Genomic DNA, 18021 nt, shown 5'->3' on the forward strand with positions numbered 1-18021 from the left:
CATGAATATCAAAAAAGTTGCTGTAATTGGTGCTGGTACAATGGGTAATGGTATTGCCCATGTTTTTGCACTTAATGGATATAGTGTTCAATTAATTGATATGAGTAATTCATTATTACAAAATGCGTTAAATATTATTCAAAATAATTTAGATAGGCAGTTAAATAAAAATATTATTACCGAATCACAAAAAAAAGCTACATTAAATAACATTACACCAGTTATAGGATTAGAAAATATATTAAATGATACTGAATTAATTATAGAAGCTATTTATGAAAACAAAGAAGCTAAGTTACAAGTTTTCAAAAAATTAGAAGAAATAGTTGATAAAAATTCTATATTTGCTTCAAATACATCGTCTATTTCAATTACTGAATTGTCTTCTGTCTGCCGTGCAGAAAAATTTATAGGCATGCACTTTATGAATCCAGTGCCAGTTATGAAACTTGTTGAAATAATTCGTGGTTACAGTACATCTGAAGAGACATTCCAAACTATTAAAGAAATCGTAATTAAGATAAACAAACAACCTGTTGAGGTTAAAGATTATCCAGGATTCATATCGAATAGAGTTCTTATGCCCATGATAAATGAAGCAATTTTTGCTTTATATGAAGGTGTAGCAAGCATTGAAGATATTGACACAGTCATGAAGTTAGGAATGAACCATCCTATGGGACCACTAACATTAGCTGATTTTATTGGTTTAGACGTTTGCCTTAACATTATGGAAGTTCTTTACAACGGTTTTAATGATTCGAAATATCGACCTTGTCCATTGCTTAAGAAAATGGTAGCTGCTGGCAAATTAGGCAGAAAAAGTGGCGAAGGATTTTATAAGTACAAATAAATCCCATGTTTTTTATACAATACTTTTGTTTTTTTTATAATATTCAAGGTTACACAAACTTTACACATAATGTATATTATGTAAACTAAAGTAAATTCTTCTATAAAATATGTGACAGCTTAAGATATATGTAGAAAATAAGAATTAACATGACTAACCAATACAACGCTGTCCTTCTCTTTTGATGAACTTTTCTAACATACCTAAATTTTAATCTCTTCTTTCTTAATTCAGTTTTATCTTCTTCTGGCTTATAAAAACGTGGCTGATAGTCAAAAACTTTATGCTTAGGTCTTTTCATAAACATGTTAATACTCAAATTTGTTTCTCTTTAAGTCATTCAAATAATGCTGTAACAAACTCCTCAGAATTAAATTCTTGTAAATCATCAATTTTCTCACCTGTACCAAGGTATTTAACAGGTATTTTGTTTTCATGACATATTCTAAAAATGACACCGCCTTTAGCAGTTCCATCTAACTTATTAATTATTAACCCGCTTATTGAAATATACTTACTAAATTCGGAAACTTGAGCTAATGCATTTTGACCTGTAGTTGCATCAATAACTAAAAAGGTTTCATTGGGAGCATATGGTAAAATTTTATTTATAGTTTTATTCATTTTCTGAAGTTCTTGCATTAAATTTACCTTAGTATGCAACCTTCCAGCTGTATCTAAGAGCACAATATCATAATTATTTTTTATTGCTTCTTGTATAGTTGTAAAAGCGATAGAAGAAGGATCCGCACCAGCTTTACCTTGTATGATTTCTACGTTCGCCCGTTTTGCCCATATTTCTAATTGCTCGTTTGCAGCTGCTCTAAAGGTATCCGCTGCACCTATTATTACATTATAACCTTTTATTTTGAAATTGTAAGCTAATTTACCAATAGTAGTTGTCTTACCAACGCCATTAACTCCGCTAATCAAAATAACATAAGGCTTTTGGCTTAAATCGAACTCTTTTTCATTTTTATTGCCCGATAAAGTTAGAATCTCTGTTAATTTTGATTTGAGTAACTCTTTTATATCTTCAAAAGAAATATTTTTATTATTCTTTAAAGATGAACGCATTTTATCAATAATTGCTTCGGTTAATTCAACACCAACATCACTGCTTATTAAAATCTCTTCGATATTTTCTAGTGCTTCTTCGGTAGTAATATCTTTTCTGTTAAATATTTCATTTATTCTGCCAATTAATTTTTCTTTAGTTCTTGCTAGTCCATTTTTAATTTTTATAAAACTCAGTGATTTTGTCAGATTCATTTTTGCTCCACTTAATTGCCTCAATAGCACGGATTAAATATGCTAATACTGATATAATTGAAAACAATATGCTTAGATAAATCAAATACTTGTAAACCCATAGTTCTTTATCAATACCTAATATAATTGTCATTAACAGAAAACCAATAATGAAAACGGTTATTTTACCAATTAAATTTGATGGCAAAACTTTCTTTAGCTTTAAGCTAAAAATAATACCACCAATCAAAATAAGTAAATCTCTTAAGAGTATTACCCAAAACAGGTAATTTGGAAGTTCATGTAATAGAAAAAGACTGAACACAATTACAAAAACTAAGACTTTATCTGCTACAGGGTCAATAATTTTGCCAAACTCTGTTACCTCCCCTCTCTTTCTGGCTAAATAACCATCCATTACGTCAGTTATAAAAGCTATAATTAGCAAGAATACAATTAATATTCTGTAAGAATTAAATGTATTATTGTCTTTAAATAGGAATAATAATGGGAAAGCAATTAAAAGTCTTATAAAGCTTATTATATTCGAAACAGTGATTATCTTTAACTGAGGTCTCATACTTTTATACTTGACTTCATTAATCTTCGTAGACTTCTTTTGATATTCCTAAATTTACTGGAACAGGATAATTCCCAGTAAAACAAGCGGTACAGAAATTCTTAGGTTGATGATCAATCATTGCTTCTAACATTTCTTCGATGCTTAAATAATGTAAGCTATCGACTTCTAAATACTTCCGAATTTCTTCGATATTACTTTTATATTTATAAGCAATTAGTTCTTCTTTAGAAGGGAAATCCATTCCGTAATAGCATGGACTAATAATAGGTGGTGATGAAATTCTAATATGAATCGATTTAGGTTTTGCTTCTTTAAGAAGTTTTACCAACTGTTTAGAAGTTGTTCCGCGCACTATTGAATCATCGACGAGAACTACCGTATTGTTTTCAAGTACGCCTTTTACAGTATTAAACTTAATACGAACACCAATTTCTCTTTTTTTCTGTCCTGGTAAAATAAAAGTTCGGCCAATATAGTGACTTCTTATTAAACCGATTTCAAGTCTTGATGGAATTCCCATTTTTAACAGCTGAGTTTGATAACCTAAAGCTGCAGTATTAGAACTGTCAGGTACACTTATCACAATTACCTTTTCACCATCTGGGTCATAAACTGGATGTTTTTCGGCTAAAATCTTGCCTAATTTTCTTCTAAGTTTATCAACATTCGAACCAAATATTTTACTATCAGGTCTAGAGAAATATATGTATTCAAAGATACAGTGCTTAATCTGTGTTGTGTTGTCAGAAATTCTATAGGAATTTAGGCTTAAGTTATTATCATTCCCATGTTCAATAACGACCATTTCACCCGGTTCAACATCACGAATGTATTCAGCTGCATTGATATCAAGTGCGCAAGTTTCAGAAGTGATAATGTAGGAGCCATTTAACTTGCCAATGCATAAGGGTCGAAAACCATTTGGATCTCGTATACCAATTAATTTATCGTCAGTCAAAAGAACAATACTGTAAGCGCCTTTTACTTGACTAAATGCTTCTTTAATTTGCTCAACTTGGTTTTCTAATTTACTCCTGGCAATTAAATGCAAAATGACTTCTGTATCACTAGTAGTCTGAAAAATAGCCCCTTCTTTTATGAGTTGTTCCCTCAATTCTTTTGCATTTGTTAAATTACCATTATGTGCTATTGCTATATTTCCTAGCCGATAATTAACAACGAAAGGCTGTATATTTTTAATTGAGTCAGATGCTCCTGTAGTAGAATACCTATTATGACCTATAGCAGAACTACCAATTAGTTTAGTCTCGAAAACTGATGAGTCAGAAAAAACTTCAGATACCAATCCTAAATTTTTGTGTACAGCAAATGTATTTTTACCATTTTTGCTTTTATAAGAACTAACGATACCAGCAGCTTCTTGTCCACGGTGTTGCAATGCATGCAATCCATAATAAGTATTAATTGCAGCAGTATTTGAACCACTGATGCCAAATATCCCGCAGTTACATTTTGGTTTATCGGTCATTTTTTAAAAAATTTTTTGTAAACGAAAATAAAACAAAAAAGGCACATATCCCAATGTGCCTTTTTTAGTCTTATCTACCAAAAGGTAGACATATGTCGGAACGGCGGGATTTGAACCCGCGACCCCTACCACCCCAAGGTAGTGCGCTACCCGGGCTGCGCTACGTTCCGTCTACAGCAATGATTTTAATTCAATTAAAAAACTTCTTATTTCTTCTAAGTCTGTTTTAAGAGAACGTGGTTCTTTATTTTGCTCTGCTTCTTCTTGCTCCTTTTTGTCTGTTGAAAATACCTCACCAGTTGAGTTCAGTATTTTTTTAGCACCTTCAATAGTATATTTTTCTTCCCTCAGGAGTTTTTTAATCTGTAAAATTAATTTAATATCCTTATTAGTGTATATTCTATTACCTGCTCTGTTTTTGCCTGGCTTTAACTGGTCAAATTCTGTTTCCCAATACCTTAGAATATATTGTTCAAGACCAGTAAGTTTGCTTACTTCACTAATTGAGTAATACAGTTTTTTTAATCCAAAATCTTTCATAATATTAGCTCAAATGTTACTTAATAAAAGTTAAGTAATGTTAGTAAAATAAGCAAGATTATCGATGTACTTAAATTGCTAATTGAGACTTATTAACAACTTATTTTTTTAGCTATTATTCAAAAATCTAAATTCAACAAATAACTGCAAATATAGTATTCAATAGATATTTTTCTTATGCATTAATTATTTTCTTAAGTAAAAACACTGCAGCCAAGTAACTGTTAGCTTGAAACCCTGAAATATAGCCATTGCATTTAGAAGCGGTTAACAACTTTTGCCTAAAGTCTTCACGCGATGATAAATTTGATAAATGAACTTCAATTTTAGGTAGGTTACAAATTTCTAAAGCATCTCTAATTGCAACTGAAGTATGAGCATAACCGCCGGGGTTAATTATTAAGCCATCAAATTTTTTTTCAGATTGTTGTATTGAGTTAATGATATCACCTTCAGAATTACTTTGAATAAATTCAAATTCAATATCAGGAAATTCTTTGCGGACCTCAGTTTCTATTTTTTCTAAGTTTATTTTACCATATATGTCAGGATTTCGTTTATCTAATAAATTTAAATTAGGTCCATTAATTACTAATATTTTCACGTATTATCTCCCATTTCTTCTATTATTTCTCGAAGTTTTGGAGGCAAATAAATTTTGTCAACCCCAAGTTCGTTCAATGCAGCAGCTAATGTCATAACTTTCCTTTGTGTATTACTCAATTTATTGATTACAATCATTTTGTTTTCTTTGATAATGCAGTATCCGCCTTTAAAATCTCCCCTTTCGAACCTAACTATTGCTCCCATTTCTTTGGCTAATGATTTTAAATCTTGCAATATGTTTTCAAACTCTTTTTCTTTAATCTTCATAGCGTTTTACGAAATGGTTTAAAGAGAAACAAACTTAATGCAGCAAAATAAGCGAATACTTCAATTAAAGGAAAGCTTCCTAATTTTATTATTCTTTGTCGTAAAATTTCTATTATTTCATTGACATTATAATTATTAGATAGCACTTTAATGACAAAATTATAATCCAATTTGGAAAGATAAACTTCAAAAGGTAAGGTAATAAGAATGATGACTGTTATAATAAAAAGCCATCCTTCGTTTTTGAGATTAAATTTAGAAGTAACAAGAAATACTAAAAAACATATAAGAGATGCAGCGTATGTTATTAAATTATAAATAATTAGTGGTAATAGTAAACTCATAGCTTGAGATAATTCTGATACTTGAAAATAACTTTTTAATGCCATTGTTTCTGGTTCAAACAGGCGAAATATTGTTAATAGTTTTCCTACGTAACCGCCAATCCAAAGACAAAAAGATAAAGCAGTTAAGTAATAGAAAATTTTTGCGGTTATTTTAAGGTCATTCATATTAAATTTGTTTTTGAAAAAATAGGAAAAAAAAATGATTGTTGCTTCAATTGATATAGGTTCGAATACCGTCTTGCTTTTAATTGCTAAATTAGAACTTGATAGTCAACCTTTTCTTATTCCTATTGCTAATTATTATAGAATACCTCGAATTAGTAAAGAAATTGATGCAAATGGAATAATTCAAGATGCTGCCGTTAACAGACTTATTGATGTCTTAAGAGAATATGCTATTATTATTAAAAATCATAAATGTGAAAAGGTAGTTGTTACTGGAACTTTTGCATTAAGAATTGCTGCCAATTCTTCTGCAATATTACAGAAAGTAAAAGAGTTATTCGGGTGGGATGTAATAATTATTTCAGGAGATGAAGAAGCAAAGCTTTCTTTTTTAGGTGCAGCCTTCCCTTTTCAGAATGATAAATTTATAAATGTTATCGATATTGGTGGAGGAAGCACAGAGATAATTTGTGGAAATAGAGAAAAAATTCTATACAAGAAAAGTTTTAATATTGGGGTTGTGACTCTAACTGAAAAGTTCATAGATAAGTATACATTAAAATTAGATTATTATTTAATGGAAGAATACGTTAAAAATTTCTTGAAATTAGATTCCCTAAAAGTTTTTAAAAGCAGTGCTAAAACATTAGCTGTAGCCGGCACACCGACAACTTTGTCTGCCATTAAACAGAATTTAAGAGTACACATAGAGAGCAAAATTGAAGGATCAACGTTAACCATTAATGATATAATTAGTATAGTAGAAACATTAAAAGATCTGACACCAAAAGAAATAAAAAATAAATTTGGGGAAGTTGTCAATGGCAGAGAGGATGTTTTATTAACTGGTGCAATTATTTTAAAATCTTCTATGAACTTACTGAGAATCCAAAAAATTTATGTGAGTACGAGAGGATTAAGATACGGTACAATTATAAAATATTTTTTGGGGATTGATGTAACTAAAGTGGGTTAAATAAGTTAGATGAGTAGTAATAATAACTATTATGCCATACCACAACATAGTGAATTCTCAGCACGAAGTGCTGGATTCGCATAAAACATCCACAGCTTGTCGGAGCTAACCCTTACATGTAAGCCAATGACAAGCAGTGGCTTAGTTATCGAAATCCATTTCAATGAATTTTTTGGGTTTAAGCTTACAACGTAAGTATGATGGTTAAAAAATAAGCAAGTCCTATTATTAAGCCGACTAATGTTGAATACAATTTATTTCGGCTTTGTGCATAAGTGGCAAATATCAAAAGCAACAGACTCCAAGCAATCATTATTCCTTCAATAGCAAATAGAAAGTAAGTTACAGTTGGTTTTATAACAAATGGTGACGGGTTAAAAGTAAACCAATATTCTCTATATAAAGCTATTTCAACAGGGAATAAAATTATTAAACTTATTATTTGAGGAACAAAAGAGTAAATGTAGATAGAATAATTATCCTTAAACCTTGTTTTTAAACCAAGTACGTAGTTCAATATTGTAATAAGCAAAGCAATCAATATTAAAAAAGCTGCGAATATTAACAAAGAAGAGAAAGAACTTGTAAAGAGTACTGTTATAGAATATTTTCCCTCTGTAAAAATGTTCTTCACTTGAAATGAGATAAGGGCAAATTTTATACTCATCAGTATTGTTAGCCAAATAATAAAATTTTTATGGTCCGAATAAATAATATTTTTAAAAGTACTTACTGGAGATTCAAATAACTCTGCTATTGTTTGAAAGAGATTGATGTTATAAATGCGTGACCTTAAAAATGAATTGCACTTTAGACATGTTAATCTGTATAATGGATTCTCTTCTTTGCAATTGATGCATTCAATAGTGTTTTTCATTTATCTCACAATGCTGTTAAAATTGATTTTAACTCGGAACACAAGATTATTTAAGGCGACATTTTTCGAAACATCAAAATCAAATAGATGCGCATCTACATAGGCATCTACTAAATTCAAAAAGTAAGTGAGACCAATATAGACCGCAAATAAATCCCTTTGGTCTTTGTAAAATTCTCTCAGATTTTTATACCCAGTATTTCCATTCGGATCACTTGTTAAGCTTTGTAAGTATAAGTCCCTATAATATTTGTAAGAGTTGTTTGTATTAAACCATTGATATGTAAAATACCCTAAAAATCCCCAAATAACTGGTATTTTCCAATATTTTTCAGTGTAAAATTGTCCTAAGCCAGGCACTAAAGCACTACGTAAAACAGCACCCCATGCTGATTTTTGCATTACAAACATTACGGTATCACTCTTGGTAAGTAATGTATCTGATTTTGCGGTCTGGGAATAGCAAATTGATATAAATATTAATTGAAAGACCAATATTCTAATTATATGTTTTATCGATAAGTTCAAATAGTTCTAACAATCGTTCTAATTCTTCATTTGAATAAAATTCAACAATTATTTTACCAGAACCTTTTTTGTTCTGGCTACATTTGACTTTTGTGCCTAATATTTTTTGCAGTTTTTCTTCTAAGTATTGCTGTGAAACATTAGCATTAGTATGCTGTATATTTTTGTTCTTATTTACCTCGTTTATTTTTTCTGTGAATGTTCTTACAAACTCTTCAACTTTTCTAACTGAAAGGTTTTTTTTAATTATTTTATTCATTAATTCAATTTGCAGGGTCTCGTTAGGTAAATTTATCAAAGCACGAGCATGTCCCATAGATATAGAGTTTGAAATAATCGCTTGCTGAATTTCTTTAGGGAGTTTAAGTAAACGAATTGTATTAGTTATAGTTGTTCTATCTTTTCCAACTTTTGCTGCAATTTCTTCTTGAGTTAAATTACATTCATCCATTAATCTTTTATATGCGTTGGCAATTTCAATTGGATTAAGCTTCTCTCTCTGAATGTTTTCGATAAGAGAAAGGGCAAGCATTGCTTCTTTGCTATCAACTTTTATAATGTAGGCTGGAATTTCTTTGTAACCAATTTCCTTGCATGCCCTTAATCTTCTTTCACCAGAAATAAGTTCATAACCGTTCTGTTCGTTTCTTCTAACGGTTATTGGTTGTATTAATCCATTTTGTAGAATAGATTTTTTTAGTTCATCAAGTGCATCTTGGTCAAATTCAGTTCTTGGTTGAAACGGGTTAGGCAATATTTTATCAATTGGTATCTTAGCTAAGTAGTCAATTGATTTCCCATCATCTGCTTGGATTTCTTTGATTGAAATTGCTATAGGTGAATCAGTTTTATTTGCAGTTGGATTAATCAATGCGTCCAGACCTCTACCCAATCCAGGTTTCATTTTACTCAATTTTTAACCCCTCTTGGTTCTAAATTATTTTTTTTAATTAGTTCAGAGGCAAGTGAGATATAATTTTGAGCGCCAGTGGAACTCGCATCGTACAAAATTACCGGTTTTCCGTAGCTTGGCGCTTCGGATATTCTTATGTTTCGATGAATTACAGTCTCAAATACTTTATCTCCAAAATACTTCTTTACCTCACTAACTACTTGGTGAGATAATCTAAGTCTTACATCAAACATGGTTAAAAGCACACCTTCAATCGATAGAGTAGGATTAGAGTTTCTTTTTACAATATTGATAGTGTTGAGCAATTGTCCCAATCCTTCCAAAGCAAAATACTCACATTGAACAGGGATTAAAACTGAATCAGCATAAGTCAATGCATTAAGAGTTAAAAGTCCAAGTGACGGCGGACAATCAATAAAAATAAAATCATATTTATTATCTATTGACTCCAGAGCATTCTTAAGTAAATATTCTCTTCCTTCAAGGTTTACTATTTCGACTTCTGCACCTACTAAGTTTATTGTTGAAGGTAAAATATCTAAAAAAGGCATATATGAACTTAAGATGCAGCTCTCAGCTTTTTCAAGACCAATTAAAACTTCATAAACAGATTTTTCTGGTTTATCAATTCCGATACCACTTGTAGAATTAGCTTGAGGGTCAATGTCAATTAAAAGGGTTTTAAATTCTGCTGCTGCTACCGAAGCAGAAAGATTAATAGCGGTAGTAGTTTTACCTACTCCGCCTTTTTGATTGGCTATAACAATTTTTTTTGTCATTCAGTTATAATTGTTTAAGTAAAATTAAAGTTCTATCTCTTGATTATAATTAAGAATAATACATTTTTTCCCGGTCGCCTCAATCTTCTTTTTAAATTCATATGGATCTGCACTTATAACAGGGAATGTGTTGTAATGCATTGGAATTACAGTAGCAGGATTTACAAGCTGGACTGCTTTAACCGCGTCGTCTATTCCCATAGTAAAATTATCACCTATTGGTACAAGCATATAATCAACTGGGTTCATTTCACCTATTAATTTCATGTCATAAAATAGACCTGTATCGCCGCAATGATACAAAATTTTATTTTCAATAAAGAGTAGAACGCCGGCTGCTTCACCACCATAAACGCCATCAGGTGTTACTGAGCCATGATGAGCAATTGTAAATTTAACTTTTCCAAAGTCAAAATTATGACTACCGCCAATATGCATATTATGAGCCTTAAAACCTTTGCTTGCACAATAGTTTGCTAATTCGTTCACACAAATAAAAGTAGAATTACAGCGCTTAGCAATTTTAAATGAATCACCAATGTGATCGCCGTGTGCATGTGTTAAGATAATATAGTCAGCCGAAACTTCTGATTCTTTTACTGGGGAATTAGGGTTTCCCTCAAAAAATGGGTCAATCAAAATAGAAATGTTTTTTTCGGTTGATATCTGAAAAGCAGAGTGTGAAAAATATTTTAGCTTCATCTTATCACCTCTTTCTTTTTCAAAAAAATTTTGAGTTAAATGTCAAAATAATCAATTAACCATGTAAATTTATCTATTCTTTTTTAGTTGCTCAAATATACCTTTAATTCCTTTGAGTTCTGAAGAAAAACTGCTTGACAAATAATTTCTAAGTGTTTCTTTTGATAGCCCTCTTTTTAATTTGCCTGCTTCAGCAATAGATATGCTGCCAGTCTCCTCCGAAACAATAATACTAATCACATCCGCTTGCTCACTTATACCTAACCCGGCGCGATGTCTCATTCCCAATGAAATACCATCTATACTCATTACAGACGAAAGTGGCAGTGTGCATCTTGCAGCTTCAATAAGATTGTTATGGATTATAACAGCACCATCGTGTAAAGGTGAACGCGGAAAAAAAATAGTGCGCAACAAGCTTTTACTTATTCTTGCATTTAATATTTCTCCAGTTTCAGCTATTCCTCTAATTCCAACAGACCTTACAATAACCATTAATGCACCATGCTGATGCTGTGCAAGTTCAAAAGCTGTTTCTGTGATAATATCAGTTAATCCCGTTTCATCGTTTTTTATAAATATTCTAAGAAGCGGACTTCTGCCTACTAATACAAGTAATCTGCGTATCTCAGGTTGAAAAAGAATAATAAATGCAATTACCCAGATATCGGAGATTAATTTTAATAACCAGCCAACTGCTTTAAGATTAGCCGCTTGTGCGATGAAAGAAAGTATTAGTACTATCACTAATCCATAAAAAATTTGAGCTGCTATTGTTCCGCGAATTACAGAGTAGAGTTTATAAAATATAAAAGTAACTAGTGCGATATCAATAACATCTAGTAAAGAGACTGTAATAAAGCCGATTTTAAAAAGTTCAAACATTCTGTAATTGTTCTGGATTTTCTATGAAATAATTCATTTTACTTGCAACTTTAGCATTTTTTACGTTGTGAGTCCTAATTATTTTAGCCCCATTTTTAATTGCAATAGTTTCAGCAGCAAAGGTTGGTTCTTCCCTTTTATCTACTTCTAAGTTGAACGCTTTTCCAATGAAAGATTTTCTAGAAAGTCCAATTACAATAGGAAAACCAATGCCCTTAAATTCATTTAACCGTTTTATGATTTCATAATTATCAAATATTCTTTTGCCGAATCCTATGCCAGGATCAATAAATATATTTTTTATTCCTTCTTTAACAGCAATATTAACTTTATCAACTAAATAGTCGTAAATCTCTGAAACTACCTCGTCGTAATAAGGATTTTCTTGCATATTTTTAGGGGTTCCTTTCATATGCATTAAAATTAGAGCTGCTTTATACTTTTGAACTACAGATAAAATTTTTTCATCAAAACTAAAAGAACTTGTGTCGTTAATAATTTTAGCACCACATTTACATGCCTCTTCAGCGACAATCGATTTATTAGTATCTATTGAAATAATTGCGTCTGGTTTTTTAGAAATCACAGATTCAATTACTGGAATTACTCTTTTCAGTTCTTCTTCAGCAGAGATTGGTTCAGAACCCGGTCGGGTTGATTCACCTCCAATATCTATAATATCAGCACCATCCTCTAATAATTGTAAAGAGTAGGCAAGAGCTTTATTTTTATCAAAATACTTACCACCATCTGAAAATGAATCCGGTGTAACATTAACTATACCCATAACTAAAGAACATTTAGCAGGGAAAGTTTTTCCTCCAACTTCTATAATTTGATTTTCATATTCAGTAAAATTTTTTATCGTTCTTGTAATCTTGAATCCTAAATCTTCATTACCAATAGCTAATATTTCTTTAGCTAATTCTTTAAATATGCTTATTGAACCAATTGCCAATAAGTCTACATAATCGTTATTAAAAGTATCTGCAGTATAACAGATTTCTTTGTTGGAAAGAATTATTTTTTTTACTTTTTGAGCAAGTGATAATTTAACGTTTCTAATTTCTAAAGCAAGCAAATCCTTCTCATAAAGTTCTCTGAAAATATTGTACTTAACGCTATATCTTTTGAAGACGTTTGTGTAAAAAATGTCTATTAGCTGAACTGTCAAAATTATGCCCCAAATTATTTTTTAACTTGACTCTAAAATTATACTTAAAATTTTACAAAAAATTAATGAAAATTTAGCAAAGAAATGATTAGTCTTGGGCAACTATAATATTTTTTAACTCAATAGTTGCAGCAGAAATATTATCTGAATTAAAGATTGATGAACCTGCAACGAACACATCACATCCAGAATTTGAAATTGATTTTATATTTTTTTTGTCTATGCCTCCATCTACTTCTATTAAGAAATCAAGTTTATTTTCTGAACGAATCTTTTTTAACTGTTTTATTTTTTTAAGAGTTGATTCAATAAATGTCTGCCCACCAAAACCAGGATTTACTGACATAATTAATACCAAATCAACATATTCCAAGATATTTTCTAATGTATTTAGAGGCGTAGCCGGGTTAACCACAACTCCCGCTTTACAATTTAATTCATGTATTTTTGTTATTGTTCTGTGCAGATGAACTACTTCTTCTTGATGAACAGAAATACAATTTGCGCCAGCCTTAGCAAAATCCTCTAAAAAATTATCAGGCTCTTTAATCATTAAATGTACATCGATAAACAAATTTGTAATTCTTCTTACAGCTGAAACTATCATTGGACCAAATGAAATATTGGGCACAAATTTCCCATCCATAATATCGCAATGAATCCAATCAGCCCCTCCTAATTCAACATATCTTATTTGCTGTGATAAATTTCTAAAATCTGCAGATAAAATTGATGGAGCTAAAATTTTTTTTGCTTTCATTTTTAATTCGGGTCATTTACTTTTGATTGAGTTAAAACAACATTCACACTATCGCCTACCGAAACTAAGGTGCTTTCTGATGGCTGCTGATCTACGACAGTGTTAGGTAATAATGTAGAAGAATAAATGTAAGTGGTTTTGCCAACTTTTAACGAGTTTTGTTTCAAAATTCTCGCTGCTTCTTCTAACGATTTGCCTAAAATGTTTGGTACTCTAATCATTCCTAAGTTAGGACCAATACTAATTTTAACATTAACACTATCGCCTTTAGATAAGCTTTTTCCTTCAGGGTATTGTTGTTCAACAATTGTGTTAACTGGGAGTTCTGAGGTTACACTGTCAACTTTTCCCAACTTCAATCCAATTCTTTCGAGAGTAATTTTTGCATCTCTTAAGGATTTATTTACCAATAGCGGCATTTGGATTTGAGGCTCTCCCCCGCTTATTGTTAGGTATATCCTCCTATTTGCCTTAACTAATGTGCCCGCAAATGGTTTTTGAAAAATAACCTCATCTTTTGAATATTTTTCATCATAGCGGGCTGATTGAATAATGGGATTTAAATTCAATTCTTTAAGTTTAGTAATAGCAACATTCTTATTTAATCCTACTACATTTGGTACAGTGTATATTTTGCCGCTAACATAATAAGGCATGACAATATCATCTAAAATAACTAAAATTACCGTTATGGTAATTAAAGCACCTAATGCATAGAAAAAAAGTTTTTTTAGCGGTCTTTTCATAAATCAAATATATTAAATAGAAGATTTATTCACAAAAATTGTCGATTTAATCAAATTTTATTACGAATTTACTTATATGTAAAAAGCTAAAATTAATTGGAGGGCTAAAAATGAATAATAGTGTATGTGTTTTTGAAGACGACAAATTTTTTAACTTTTTACCCCTGGTTTACAATAGACCTGTTTACAACCTAAGATGTGGGATATCTCAACTTAAAGAAAAAATTTTTCGCCATTTTAACACTCAAGACAAAATACTTTTTTGCCGCGAATATTTATCTGAAAAAGTGAAGTACGAAAATCCCAAATTCCATGTTAATGAACTTAAAGGTGACCAAATAATTTTTATTAATGGTCGACTTCTTATTACTAACGATATAGTTCAGGAATTAAAGAAACAAAAGGAAGATATAATTTATTACTGTGAAGATTCGGTAGCAGCTGCTAAAATCAGTAAAAAAAATTTTAATCTTATATTCGAAAAAATGCCAGGTGTTCTCAGTTTTCAAGAATTATCACTGAAATCAATGAGAATTAAAGCAAAGCTATTAAATTATATTTGGGATATAATCAAAGTAAACGGTGAACAAATAACCGCAGATTATAAAGTACTTACTAAAAAAAATAAGAATTATATTAATAAAAAATACAACGGCGTTTATTTCATAAACAAAAAGGAGATTTTTATAGGAGCTAATACAGTAATTTATCCAACTGTTGTTATAGATGCATCCGAAGGACCAGTTTATATAGGCAGTAATGTAAAAATTTTGCCTCATGCTGCTATTGAAGGACCCGCCTTTATTGGAGATAATTCTTTAATTAAAATGAAAGCATCTATCTACGCTAATTCGAGTATAGGCGAAGTTTGTAAAATTGGCGGAGAAATAGAGAATACAATTTTTCAATCATATTCAAATAAACAACACGATGGCTTTTTAGGGCATTCATATATTGGCAGTTTTGTAAATTTAGGTGCTGATACTACATCAAGCGACTTAAAGAATAATTATAGTAAAGTTTCAGTTTTGCTCAACAATAAATCTGTGGATACAGGAATGCAGTTTTTAGGTTTAATGATGGGCGACCATTCTAAAACGGGTATAAATACTATGTTTAACACCGGCACCGTTGTCGGGTTTTCATCAAATATTTACGGCTCAGGATTTCCGCCAAAATTTGTTCCATCGTTTGCTTGGGGTTCACCAAATGAATTTGTAACATACGATTTAGATAAATCAATGCATACTGCCGAGATTGTTATGGCAAGAAGAAATATTACCTTTAATCAAATTGATAAAAAGATATTCCAAAAAATTTATGAATTAACTCAAGATGAAAGAAAATCTTTTAAGAACATTGCTTAGTTACAAAAAATGCTGTTATATAAAAATTATTACTATTTGTTGAGATGTGTAGATGAACTAAGTAATAAATTAAAAAACAAGAAAATCTTTTCCGCCTTTTCACAAGAAAAAGAGCAGCTATATTTCCATATTCCTATAGACAATTTCCCGTATTACCATTTAGTCTTTTCAACCGATCCGAAACACTCGTTAATTTATCATAAACATACTTATCATAAGGCCAAAAAAAACGTCGCTGAATTTTTCACTAAATATCTGCCCGATAAAATTGTGGAATTTTCTATTGCTTATAATGATAGAATAGTTAAAATAGCACTGGAGGATTCAACATTGTATTTTTTAATCCGAGGCAACGACTCTAACTTTATTTTGGTTGATAAGAATAAGTCAATTGACTTTTTTAAAAAAATTAAAGACATAGAAAAAATTGAAGAAACCAAGCAAGAAGTGCTTTCTAAAAAGTATATTTCTTCTATTGATGATTACATACTTGATATAAGCAATACTGATATTGGAAATATTAGTAAAAAACTACCATCATTAGGCAAAGATGTTTTACTGGAACTAGAAACAAGAAATTATTCTTTACCTGAAATAACAATTTTACTTAATGAAATTTATAATTCCCCTATTGCTGTGTTTCATTCGCAAGAACATAAAGAGACTATTTTTATTCCTTCTACCTTTAAAATGATTCATTTGCCGGATAATGCTAACACTTTTAATAATTACTTGGATGCAGCAAGTCATTATTTAGCACTATTAAACAAAACTTCTAATTATAACTTACTACTCGAAGCAATTCAAAAACATGTTAAGAAAGAATTAGAAAAAGTGTCAAATAAACTGAATAACTTAAAAGCTAAAATTGAGGCAGGCTCTAAAGAAAATGAATACAATTTTTACGGTAACCTTTTGCTAACTAATCTTAATAAATTATCTAAGGGAATGAGTGAAATCGAGCTTGATGATTATCGATTTAATAAAAAAATAAAAATAAAATTAGATCCAAAACTTTTGCCTGCAGAAAATGCTCAGTCTTTTTTTGAAAAGGCAAAATCTGAAAAAATAAATTATTCTAAATCAGTTGAGCTTTACAACTCTGCTCTAAGATCGTATGAAAAATTAACTGAGTACAGCAATATTCTAAATTCTAATCCTTCAATTGATAAGTTAGAGGAATTAAAATTAATGTTAAATATTAATTTCCCTTCCACTAATACTAAAGAAAATAAAAAAGATGGAACGAAATTGTTCTTAGAAAATAAATTCAGACACTTTGTTATTGATGGCGCTTACCACCTTTTTGTAGGAAAAGATAGCAAAAGTAATGATGTCTTAACCACAAGATTCGCCAAACAAAATGATTATTGGTTTCATGCGAGAGGTTATACTGGCTCTCACGTTGTTTTACGCGTTGATAATCCTAAATCGGGAATTCCAAAATCTGTAATTAAAAATGCTGCTTCTGTTGCTGCATTTTACAGTAAAGCTAAAACTTCTTCGCTTGTACCAGTAAGCTATACGCTTAAAAAATTTGTTAGAAAAAATAAAAAATTAGAAGTTGGTCAAGTAATAATAGAACGAGAAGAAGTTATTTTGGCAAAACCAGAAATACCACCAAACTGCATCATTGTTACGGATAATTAACTTCCCTATAAATTGCCCAAAGATATGATTCTTGTTAATTTGCAACATGAAATTAGTGAATGTAGACAAAAAAAAATTTTTTTTGATAATTCTCGTTTCTGTTATTACTGGCTTAATTTACAATTGGCTTTCGCCAGATGGATTAAGTTTAATTCGTATACAAAATTCTTTACGAAGTTTGTCCAATGCTAATGCTGATTTAAACAGTCTAATTAATTCTAACAAAAACTTTATCTTAAAAATTTCATTGAAACAAGCATATAAGATTTATCAAGATTCAATATGTTTGTTTATTGATGCTCGTGATAGATGGGAATATGCAAAAGGACATATACCTAATGCCGTAAATATTGCAGAATACAAATTTGAACCTTCAATGCCATTAATAAAGTCACTTAACAAAAATGTATGTTATGTAATTTATTGTGGAGGAAATGACTGTGAAGTAAGTTTAAGATTAGCAACTGAAATGAGCAAAATTGGTTTTGCTAAATTGTTTGTTTTTGAAGGTGGCTGGAATGACTGGCTTAAAGCAAATTACCCAATTGAAAGCGAAGAATAGA

21 protein-coding genes and 1 tRNA gene are annotated in these 18021 nt (G+C 30.5%); 5 read left to right on the plus strand and 17 right to left on the minus strand.

Features of this window, described 5'->3' with window-relative positions; all coding sequences use genetic code 11:
* Positions 1-7 precede the first annotated feature (7 nt).
* Entirely contained in the window at positions 8-853 is an 846-nt protein-coding gene (locus ABRY23_02445; GenBank protein MFA3781909.1) for a 3-hydroxyacyl-CoA dehydrogenase family protein, read from the plus strand.
* A gap of 336 nt (positions 854-1189) precedes the next feature.
* On the opposite strand, the gene ftsY is transcribed toward ABRY23_02445, so the two are convergent.
* From ftsY to ABRY23_02485, 8 genes are all read right to left on the minus strand, one after another.
* On the minus strand, positions 1190-2125 hold the full coding sequence (ftsY, locus tag ABRY23_02450) for a signal recognition particle-docking protein FtsY (protein ID MFA3781910.1): 936 nt from the start codon (positions 2123-2125) through the stop codon (positions 1190-1192).
* Positions 2088-2684 carry a CDP-alcohol phosphatidyltransferase family protein gene (locus tag ABRY23_02455; protein MFA3781911.1) on the minus strand — a complete coding sequence of 199 codons (597 nt, stop codon included), beginning with the start codon at positions 2682-2684 and terminating at the stop codon, positions 2088-2090. Before ABRY23_02455 ends, ftsY begins: the two co-directional genes overlap by 38 nt.
* Positions 2685-2703: 19 nt before the next feature.
* The gene (gene purF / locus ABRY23_02460) at positions 2704-4176 is read right to left on the minus strand and encodes an amidophosphoribosyltransferase (protein ID MFA3781912.1); all 1473 of its coding nucleotides are present in this window, start codon (positions 4174-4176) and stop codon (positions 2704-2706) included.
* Between the two features lie 95 nt (positions 4177-4271).
* Positions 4272-4346, minus strand: a tRNA-Pro gene (locus ABRY23_02465).
* A gap of 1 nt (position 4347) precedes the next feature.
* Positions 4348-4716: a MerR family transcriptional regulator gene (locus ABRY23_02470; GenBank protein MFA3781913.1), complete on the minus strand. Its 369-nt coding sequence runs from the start codon at positions 4714-4716 to the stop codon at positions 4348-4350.
* A 175-nt stretch (positions 4717-4891) separates the two neighbouring features.
* The gene (locus ABRY23_02475; GenBank protein ID MFA3781914.1) at positions 4892-5320 is read right to left on the minus strand and encodes a type II 3-dehydroquinate dehydratase; all 429 of its coding nucleotides are present in this window, start codon (positions 5318-5320) and stop codon (positions 4892-4894) included.
* On the minus strand, positions 5317-5589 hold the full coding sequence (locus ABRY23_02480; GenBank protein MFA3781915.1) for a hypothetical protein: 273 nt from the start codon (positions 5587-5589) through the stop codon (positions 5317-5319). Before ABRY23_02480 ends, ABRY23_02475 begins: the two co-directional genes overlap by 4 nt.
* A complete protein-coding gene (locus ABRY23_02485) occupies positions 5586-6101 on the minus strand; it encodes a hypothetical protein (protein MFA3781916.1) in 516 nt (171 codons plus the stop codon). Before ABRY23_02485 ends, ABRY23_02480 begins: the two co-directional genes overlap by 4 nt.
* Before the next feature lie 34 nt (positions 6102-6135).
* On the opposite strand from ABRY23_02485, the gene ABRY23_02490 reads away from it, so the two are divergent.
* Entirely contained in the window at positions 6136-7077 is a 942-nt protein-coding gene (locus tag ABRY23_02490) for a hypothetical protein (GenBank protein MFA3781917.1), read from the plus strand.
* 184 nt (positions 7078-7261) lie between these two features.
* Here ABRY23_02490 and ABRY23_02495 read toward each other — a convergent pair whose 3' ends face one another.
* The 9 genes from ABRY23_02495 to ABRY23_02535 all read right to left on the minus strand — a co-directional run bounded on the left by ABRY23_02495 (position 7262) and on the right by ABRY23_02535 (position 14441).
* Positions 7262-7954, minus strand: coding sequence for a YIP1 family protein (locus ABRY23_02495; protein MFA3781918.1), 693 nt, complete (start codon positions 7952-7954; stop codon positions 7262-7264).
* Positions 7955-8365, minus strand: a complete 411-nt coding sequence (locus ABRY23_02500; GenBank protein MFA3781919.1) for a DUF5683 domain-containing protein — start codon at positions 8363-8365, stop codon at positions 7955-7957.
* Positions 8366-8453: 88 nt separating this feature from the next.
* Positions 8454-9386 (minus strand): ParB/RepB/Spo0J family partition protein, encoded by a 933-nt coding sequence (locus ABRY23_02505; GenBank protein MFA3781920.1) that lies wholly within the window; start codon positions 9384-9386, stop codon positions 8454-8456.
* 5 nt (positions 9387-9391) lie between these two features.
* Positions 9392-10174, minus strand: coding sequence for a ParA family protein (locus tag ABRY23_02510; protein MFA3781921.1), 783 nt, complete (start codon positions 10172-10174; stop codon positions 9392-9394).
* A gap of 24 nt (positions 10175-10198) precedes the next feature.
* The gene (locus ABRY23_02515; GenBank protein ID MFA3781922.1) at positions 10199-10876 is read right to left on the minus strand and encodes a metal-dependent hydrolase; all 678 of its coding nucleotides are present in this window, start codon (positions 10874-10876) and stop codon (positions 10199-10201) included.
* Positions 10877-10945: 69 nt separating this feature from the next.
* The gene (cdaA, locus tag ABRY23_02520) at positions 10946-11761 is read right to left on the minus strand and encodes a diadenylate cyclase CdaA (protein ID MFA3781923.1); all 816 of its coding nucleotides are present in this window, start codon (positions 11759-11761) and stop codon (positions 10946-10948) included.
* Positions 11754-12935 (minus strand): dihydropteroate synthase, encoded by a 1182-nt coding sequence (gene folP / locus ABRY23_02525; GenBank protein MFA3781924.1) that lies wholly within the window; start codon positions 12933-12935, stop codon positions 11754-11756. The genes cdaA and folP overlap by 8 nt, the downstream gene beginning before the upstream one ends.
* Before the next feature lie 88 nt (positions 12936-13023).
* The gene (gene rpe, locus ABRY23_02530) at positions 13024-13695 is read right to left on the minus strand and encodes a ribulose-phosphate 3-epimerase (protein ID MFA3781925.1); all 672 of its coding nucleotides are present in this window, start codon (positions 13693-13695) and stop codon (positions 13024-13026) included.
* Positions 13696-13697: 2 nt separating this feature from the next.
* The gene (locus tag ABRY23_02535; GenBank protein MFA3781926.1) at positions 13698-14441 is read right to left on the minus strand and encodes a PASTA domain-containing protein; all 744 of its coding nucleotides are present in this window, start codon (positions 14439-14441) and stop codon (positions 13698-13700) included.
* Positions 14442-14551: 110 nt separating this feature from the next.
* On the opposite strand from ABRY23_02535, the gene ABRY23_02540 reads away from it, so the two are divergent.
* From ABRY23_02540 to ABRY23_02550, 3 genes are read left to right on the plus strand one after another with little or no spacing between them, the layout of a single operon-like run.
* Complete coding sequence (locus ABRY23_02540) at positions 14552-15808, plus strand: putative sugar nucleotidyl transferase (GenBank protein ID MFA3781927.1); 1257 nt, start codon at positions 14552-14554, stop codon at positions 15806-15808.
* Positions 15809-15817: 9 nt separating this feature from the next.
* The gene (locus ABRY23_02545; GenBank protein MFA3781928.1) at positions 15818-17458 is read left to right on the plus strand and encodes an NFACT RNA binding domain-containing protein; all 1641 of its coding nucleotides are present in this window, start codon (positions 15818-15820) and stop codon (positions 17456-17458) included.
* A 46-nt stretch (positions 17459-17504) separates the two neighbouring features.
* Positions 17505-18020 carry a rhodanese-like domain-containing protein gene (locus ABRY23_02550; protein MFA3781929.1) on the plus strand — a complete coding sequence of 172 codons (516 nt, stop codon included), beginning with the start codon at positions 17505-17507 and terminating at the stop codon, positions 18018-18020.
* The last annotated feature ends 1 nt before the right edge of the window (position 18021 follow it).

The organism is Melioribacteraceae bacterium 4301-Me (assembly GCA_041538185.1).
Classification (GTDB): Bacteria; Bacteroidota; Ignavibacteria; order Ignavibacteriales; family Melioribacteraceae; genus Pyranulibacter; species Pyranulibacter aquaticus.